Consider the following 6506-nt stretch of genomic DNA (forward strand, 5'->3'; position numbering starts at 1 on the left):
TATCGTCTCTGCCGCTTTTGGGGGTGTGGGGAGGCACTAACACCGACCGCAACGGCTTAGCTATAGAGAACGCCAACAACGGTTGTCGCCCATGGAACATCTCCCAATACGCGTCGGTATCATCGGCGTCCATCCAGACAGAGGTTGGGCTACCACCGCCCACATTCCTGCGCTGAAACAGTTACCTGAGTTTCAGCTCACAGCGATAAGTCATCATGATCATGACATCGCCGTTGCTGCTGCGCGAAAGCACAATGTGGCTTATGCGCTGAATACGACTGACGAGTTGGTCAACCATCCCGAAGTCGACCTGGTTGTGGTGTCAGTCAAGGTCATGCGACATGAGGAACTGGTCACACGCGCCATCGAAGCGGGTAAATCAGTGTTCTGCGAATGGCCACTTGGCGTGAATCTCAGCGAAGCCATCAGGATGCGGGAGCTGGCTCGCTCGAAGGGCGTGAGGTCCGCGATCGGGCTTCAGGCACGGGCGGCCCCGCCATTTGCTTACATGCGGGATTTGGTCAGCAACGGCTTTGTCGGCGAGGTGCTGTCCAGCACCATGATAGGGTCCGGCCTCATCCTCGGTGAGTCCATGAGCGAGGTCTATGCTTATACGCTTGAGCCAGAGAACGGGATCGGCCTGCAGAACGTCATGTTCGCCCACTCCATCGACGGCCTACTCAATGTTCTCGACAGTCGGTTCGCTGATGTGCGGGCTGCGTTTGCCACAAGGCGCAAGACTGTCCGGATCGAAGAGACGAGCAAGTTCCTTCCCATGTCTGTGCCGGATCAACTGGTGGTGAACGGCACACTGGAAAACGGGGCGGTCGTCGCCGTTCATTTCCGGGGCGGCCTTTCGCGAGGAACCAACTTCCACTTCGAGATCAACGGCACAGACGGGGATATCGTCCTTACCAGCCCGGTCGGCTACGTCGGCTTTGGAGGTTTCACGCTGAGGGGGGCGACCGGCACTGAAACGCTGAAAGAGCTGGACATCCCCGCGTCCTATAGCGCGGACGGGTTCATTGACGAGGCGTCGCAGAGCGTAGCCTTGGCCTATGCCCGGCTCGCCTCCGACATAAACGCAGGCACCCAGCTCAGTCCGACCTTCGATGACGCAGTAGAGCTGCATCGGCTCATCGACACGATCGAACGCAGTGGTGGTCTGGAACGGGGCCGTTAGGATGACGGCTCTACAGTATCTTTTGCCAATTTGGTCCGCCTATATATTGGTGACCGCCAGCCCCGGCCCCAGCACCATGGCCATCATGGGAACGGCGATGGCGTACGGCCGCCGGTCGGCGTTCGCATTGGTGGCGGGCATCCTCACGGGTTCCATGACATGGGCGATGCTCGCAGCTGCAGGGCTTGCTGCGGTTCTCGCGACCTACGCCAATGCGATGTCGGTGATCCGAATCGTAGGAGGAATGTACCTTTTGTTCCTTGCCTATGCGTCGGCAAAGTCGGCACTGACTGCCGGCGGTCCTAAAATTGCCCCCTCTCGCGGTATCGAACCGACACGGTATGGCACCATGTATCGTAAGGGCGTCTTCCTGCATCTCAGCAACCCAAAAGCCATTCTCACCTGGGTTTCCATCATGTCGCTCGGTGTTCAGCCGGGCGTGCCGCCGCACGTGTTTCCGCTCATGCTCGCCGGCAGCTTACTTCTCAGTATATTGATCTTCTCCGGATACGCCGTTCTGTTCTCGTCGGCACCCATGATCAGTGCCTATAGACGTGTACGGCGCTGGTTCGAGGGCGCGGTCGCAGTCTTCTTCGCTTACGCGGGACTTCACCTTCTGCTGGCGAAAGGTTGAACCGGTAGAAAGTGCTCCCGTGACGAACCATCATTCGCGGAACCGGGGCAGCGTGAGGCATGTAGCGCCGCCTGTCGAATGCAGCATTTTGAACATCTCCAAGGATGCTGACTTGATCGACACCGTCGCAACAACGTTTCCTGCGCTAATGCCTCGCGATCCGGAACACGTTGCGCGGTCTATACTCGGGCAACCCGCGTGGTGGGTTCGAGGGCTGTTGTGGTTACGGGATACGATTGCAGCACGTGTCGGTCTAAAGACAACCGTGACACTTCGGCACGAGGCGGAGGCTGCGGGTAGTAAGCATATCAGTTTCTTCCATATACTCAGCTCAACGGCCCACGAAATCGTGCTCGGGCTGGAAGATCAACATCTTGATTACAAGACATCGATTATGCTCAAGGATACGAGCGACGCGACCGAAATCGAGGTGTTTGTTACCACGATCGTGCACAGTCGCAGCGCGCTTGGACGCGTCTATCTTAAGCTGATAAGGCCGTTTCATCTCACCATTGTCAGAACGAACCTGAAGCGTGCGGTGCAACGAGCCGGCGTGCGCTAAACGGGACATGGCGGACGGCCGGCATTTTCATGGCCTACGCGCTAGCAATCCGGTCCGTTGAAAGGCCCGCCCCGTGTGATCTCAAGTTCGTAGTTGTCCGATGATGCTGCATTACGGGGCCCGCTCGTCGAGGGCGTTTGAAGCGGTCGGTAACGCTAATACTAGAGCTCAGGCGTTCGCGTTGCTGAAACTTGCGTTTGCCTTTCCCTCACCTTCTCTCGTCATCGGCCGATCCAATATCATGAAGTCAAAAGTGTGCGGCTCGCAGCCGCGCAGATGTGCCTTATGCCTACAGGAGAGACGCCAATGCGTACGTCACCCGCTGCCGCAACTTCACAGCGTCACTCATCTTCGCCGTTATGCCAACCCGTGGAGCGGTTCGCGAGGCTCCATCGATTGATACGTGAGGGGTGGTGCGGAGAGCCTCAAGTGGGTGTTGGCGCTTGACCAATGTTAACGCTCATAACGCCTCCGCTCGTCCAGGGTGGCCGGAGATCTCCGTCGGCTTAGTCGGTATTTCGGTCGTTGGCCTCGGAGGAGGTGCAGCCCTTGCGCAGTTGGGAATGGACCCTGTCAGTCTCGGGCTGATCTTCACCGCGCTATCCGGAATCGGCGGTCTGGCCGGCTTTTTTGCGGCCTATCTTCTCCGCAGCCGCTCATGGCAATTTTTCGGGATCCGCCGCACCACGTGGGGATGGCTCGGCATCGGAGCCGCATTGGGCGTCGTAGCGTTTGTCGCCAAAGGCTTGGCGATCTTCGCCTATATCTCGTTCACGGGCGATACCGGAACACCGCAAGATATCTACTTGGCTGGCGCGAGCGGAGGAATCTGGACCGTCGTCGTCGCCACTTTCCTCTTTAGCGTTGTCACGCCGATTGGAGAGGAGTTTCTGTTCCGGGGCGTCGTTACGAACGCTCTGCTTAAATATGGAGCAATCGTCGGAGTGGTCGGCGGCGCTACGATTTTCGCCGTCTTCCACGGCATCAACGTGGTTTTTCCCGCCGCGTTCGTCGCTGGATTGGCGGCTGGCGAAGTGTTTCGCCGCAGCGGATCCATATGGCCGGCGGTCGTTGTTCATTCCGTCGTCAACCTGCCCACCATCCCAGTCATGGTCTTGGCGAGCGCGACCTGAACGGCGCTGAGGCTCGGCTCGACCACCGATCAATTATCAATCCTTGATCTGGCCTGCTGGTCGCGGGTCGTTCCCCTTAAACAATTGGAGTAAAGACATGAATCTCGGACTTGTAGACAAAAAGGTCATCGTTAGCGGCGGGTCGAGAGGGATCGGTCGAGCGATAGTCGAGCTGTTTCTGGCTGAGGGCGCACAGGTGAGCTTCTGCGCGCGTGGCGACAGCGGAGTGCGCGAAACCGAGCGGGCGCTCGGCGCATCGGCTTTCGGTAGTGTGGTGGACGTCACGGACCCTACGCAGGTCGAGGCCTGGGTCAAAGATGCGGGCGCGCGTATGGGCGGCGTGGATATCGTTGTGCCCAACGTGAGCGCGCTTGCCGGTGGCGGCGACCTTGCCACCTGGCGTCAGGCGTTCGACACCGACATACTCGGCACTGTGACAATGGTAGGTGCAGCCCTGCCGTTCCTTAAGGCATCCCAGGCTGCCTCCGTAGTCCTGATTTCCAGCGTCTCGGGCCGTGAGGTCGACATGTTTGCGGAGCCTTACGGTGTCCTCAAAGCAGCGCTAATCCATTACGGCAAGGCTCTTTCGGCGCGTCACGCTCAAGACGGTATACGGGTCAACACCGTCTCGCCTGGAAACGTGTATTTCGCCGGCGGGTCATGGGAGCACATCGAGCGTGAGATGCCAGATGTGTTTGCGAAATGGCTTTCAAAGAACCCGATGGGCAGAATGGCGACACCGCAGGAAATTGCCAACGCCACCATTTTTCTCGCTAGCCCGGCAGCCAGCTTCATTACCGGCACAAACCTGCTGGTCGATGGCGGCTTAACTCAAGGCGTTCAGTTCTAGTTGAGTTTGGATGTAACCCACTGCGCTCAACTAGGCTCCAGACTCATTGAGTTTCAGAGCCAAAAGAGGACTGTCGCGGCCAATGCAATGGCGGAGAGGAAGGTCTCCGGACAGCGGTCATATCGGGTCGCAACGCGGCGCCAATCCTTCAGCCGTCCAAACATGATCTCAATCCGATTGCGGCGTTTGTATCGGCGTTTGTCGTATTTCACAGTCTTCTTACGGGACTTTCGACCCGGAATGCAAACCTCTATCCCTTTGTCTTTGAATGCTTCTCGCAGCCAGTCGGCATCGTATCCCCGGTCCCCCAGGATCCAATCCGCCTTCGGCAGGCCGTCCAGCAGGGCCGCCGCACCGGTATAATCGCTCACCTGTCCGGCCGACATGAAGAACCGGATTGGCCGGCCCTTCGCATCTGTGACGGCATGCAGCTTGGTGTTCATGCCACCTTTCGTGCGACCTATCTGTCGCGCGCGCCCCCTTTTTTCACCGCCAAGCTGGAGGCTGTGCGGTGTGCTTTCAGGTAGGTGGCGTCTATCATGATTGTCTTGGTCTCAGCGCCTTCGGCCGCCAGACCCATCATGATCCGGGCGAACACCCCATTGTCGCTCCAGCGCTTCCAGCGGTTGTATAGGGTCTTTGCCGGTCCGTATTCCCTCGGCGCGTCGCACCATCGCAACCCATTGCGATTGATGAAGATTATTCCGCTCAGCACACGCCGGTCATCCACCCGGGGCCGGCCATGCGATTTTGGGAAGTAAGGTTCAAGGCGCGCCATCTGCGCGTCAGTCAGCCAGAAAAGGTTGCTCATTGATCAGTCTCCTTACGGAGCCTGAATCACGCCAAACAACCAAAATCAATGGGTCTGGAACCTAGACCGGCGCTTCGCCTTGATCGTCGATTTCAGAAGAAAATTTCTAAATATTTTTTGCTAGTTCGAGATATTATATTTTCAGATATTGTATAATCAGGAGATTTTACGTTCAACTTTTGTGTCTGATGTGGATTTATGAAGAATTCTGTTGTGATGAATTCTCGAGCCAACTACCTGATTTAATCGCAGCCCTCTTCCCCTCTTTAATTATAAAATCGGATGCAGCGTCCTCACTTCCAAGGCGAATGTAATTTGTTTTTCTATAATTGTATGGCTTCTCCGATTTATATGAGTACCAAAATTTTCCTATCTTTTCTATGCCATAGACATTATTTCCCAGCCCTCCTATGGTATAGTGAATCCCGTAGATTGCGCCGTGAAGCTCTAAATATTTTTTTGCCTCATTAATTTTATTCATCATTCTTTCCACATGGAGTACTGTCTCGCCAAGGCCTCAGCTTGGCTTATAATATATTTACATGCTTCATCCTCACTCTCTCTTTCTTTATAGTTATTTTTCGATCCTCTTTCGCAATCGTAATTATACCACTTCCCATCTATTTTTTCCATTCCCGGGGCACCATCGTCGCCTATTCCGCCAATGACGTATAGGCTGCCAATATCGAGTCCATGATTTGAAAGATGTCTTTTCATTTCGGTGATATTCATTTTTTCTTCCTATTGTATCTGTTTAAGATACCCGTCTTTCACAAGATCGCCAACTGATGGTCCGGTTTTGTATTGTATAGCACCTCCCGGTGTTCCAAACCACGGAGCTGCAGCGCCACTTTCTACAGAAAGTGGCTTGACGACCTCATATACACTATAAGTCTGGGTCGCAGGGTCATAAGGAAGGGCCCTGGAATCGAAACTTGCACCTTCTGGAGAGAGAAAGCTTCCTGTATCCAATTCACCTGTTCTAGCGCTGTACCGATCAATTCGCGTCTTTGGAAGTAATGTGTCATTGACGGGGGTATCGGCAAACCCATCATTAGGTGGCCAGCGCAACCCACCAGTTTCAGGATCGTACCATTCATCTCCAAGATCTTTGCGGTGGAATGGTTGACGATTTGGTGGAACTTTCCTCTCAACCCTTCGAACGATCGGGATTTCCTCCCCAACCGCCCCTTCGCCCTTTCCGGTCCTGTTCCGAAGCAGAGCCCTGATGAGATCGATCAGCTTCCCGCTGATGGTGCTCATGAAGTCGAAGATCTGCGCGGCAACCCGGGCCGTGGCCGCTCCGGCGCTTGCCAGCAATTGATGGACTTTC

General features: G+C 55.6%; 9 protein-coding genes. 5 read left to right on the top strand and 4 right to left on the bottom strand.

All coding sequences use genetic code 11. The features are described 5' to 3' along the window. Positions 1-91 precede the first annotated feature (91 nt). The 5 genes from Q0601_RS24465 to Q0601_RS24485 all read left to right on the top strand — a co-directional run bounded on the left by Q0601_RS24465 (position 92) and on the right by Q0601_RS24485 (position 4362). The gene (locus tag Q0601_RS24465) at positions 92-1183 is read left to right on the top strand and encodes a Gfo/Idh/MocA family protein (protein WP_305292800.1); all 1092 of its coding nucleotides are present in this window, start codon (positions 92-94) and stop codon (positions 1181-1183) included. 1 nt (position 1184) lies between these two features. Next, the gene (locus tag Q0601_RS24470) at positions 1185-1817 is read left to right on the top strand and encodes a LysE family translocator (protein WP_305292802.1); all 633 of its coding nucleotides are present in this window, start codon (positions 1185-1187) and stop codon (positions 1815-1817) included. Positions 1818-1869: 52 nt separating this feature from the next. Beyond that, positions 1870-2379: a DUF2867 domain-containing protein gene (locus tag Q0601_RS24475; protein ID WP_305292816.1), complete on the top strand. Its 510-nt coding sequence runs from the start codon at positions 1870-1872 to the stop codon at positions 2377-2379. 563 nt (positions 2380-2942) lie between these two features. Then, the gene (locus tag Q0601_RS24480) at positions 2943-3512 is read left to right on the top strand and encodes a CPBP family intramembrane glutamic endopeptidase (protein WP_305292804.1); all 570 of its coding nucleotides are present in this window, start codon (positions 2943-2945) and stop codon (positions 3510-3512) included. 97 nt (positions 3513-3609) lie between these two features. Next, positions 3610-4362 (top strand): SDR family NAD(P)-dependent oxidoreductase, encoded by a 753-nt coding sequence (locus Q0601_RS24485; protein ID WP_305292806.1) that lies wholly within the window; start codon positions 3610-3612, stop codon positions 4360-4362. Positions 4363-4415: 53 nt separating this feature from the next. Here Q0601_RS24485 and Q0601_RS24490 read toward each other — a convergent pair. From Q0601_RS24490 to Q0601_RS24505, 4 genes are all read right to left on the bottom strand, one after another. Then, positions 4416-5173, bottom strand: a protein-coding gene (locus Q0601_RS24490; protein ID WP_305292808.1) for an IS5 family transposase whose coding sequence is annotated in 2 segments (ribosomal slippage) — positions 4416-4837 and positions 4837-5173 — 759 coding nt in all. Because the reading frame shifts where the segments join, the coding sequence is not laid out codon by codon here. 196 nt (positions 5174-5369) lie between these two features. Next, complete coding sequence (locus Q0601_RS24495; protein ID WP_305292810.1) at positions 5370-5654, bottom strand: hypothetical protein; 285 nt, start codon at positions 5652-5654, stop codon at positions 5370-5372. Beyond that, a complete protein-coding gene (locus Q0601_RS24500) occupies positions 5654-5905 on the bottom strand; it encodes a hypothetical protein (protein WP_305292812.1) in 252 nt (83 codons plus the stop codon). Before Q0601_RS24500 ends, Q0601_RS24495 begins: the two co-directional genes overlap by 1 nt. Before the next feature lie 9 nt (positions 5906-5914). Beyond that, a partial coding sequence (locus Q0601_RS24505; RefSeq protein WP_305292814.1) for a TNT domain-containing protein occupies positions 5915-6506 on the bottom strand: 592 nt, incomplete at its 5' end.

The sequence above is a fragment of the Paracoccus wurundjeri genome, assembly GCF_030678915.1.
In the GTDB taxonomy this organism is placed as follows: domain Bacteria; phylum Pseudomonadota; class Alphaproteobacteria; order Rhodobacterales; family Rhodobacteraceae; genus Paracoccus; species Paracoccus onubensis_A.

Coding starts and splice junctions, on each gene's coding strand:
- Q0601_RS24465 (WP_305292800.1), top strand. CDS start 92: ATGGAACATCTCCCAATACGCGTCGGTATCATCGGCGTCCATCCAGAC.
- Q0601_RS24470 (WP_305292802.1), top strand. CDS start 1,185: ATGACGGCTCTACAGTATCTTTTGCCAATTTGGTCCGCCTATATATTG.
- Q0601_RS24480 (WP_305292804.1), top strand. CDS start 2,943: ATGGACCCTGTCAGTCTCGGGCTGATCTTCACCGCGCTATCCGGAATC.
- Q0601_RS24485 (WP_305292806.1), top strand. CDS start 3,610: ATGAATCTCGGACTTGTAGACAAAAAGGTCATCGTTAGCGGCGGGTCG.
- Q0601_RS24495 (WP_305292810.1), bottom strand. CDS start 5,654: ATGAATAAAATTAATGAGGCAAAAAAATATTTAGAGCTTCACGGCGCA.
- Q0601_RS24500 (WP_305292812.1), bottom strand. CDS start 5,905: ATGAATATCACCGAAATGAAAAGACATCTTTCAAATCATGGACTCGAT.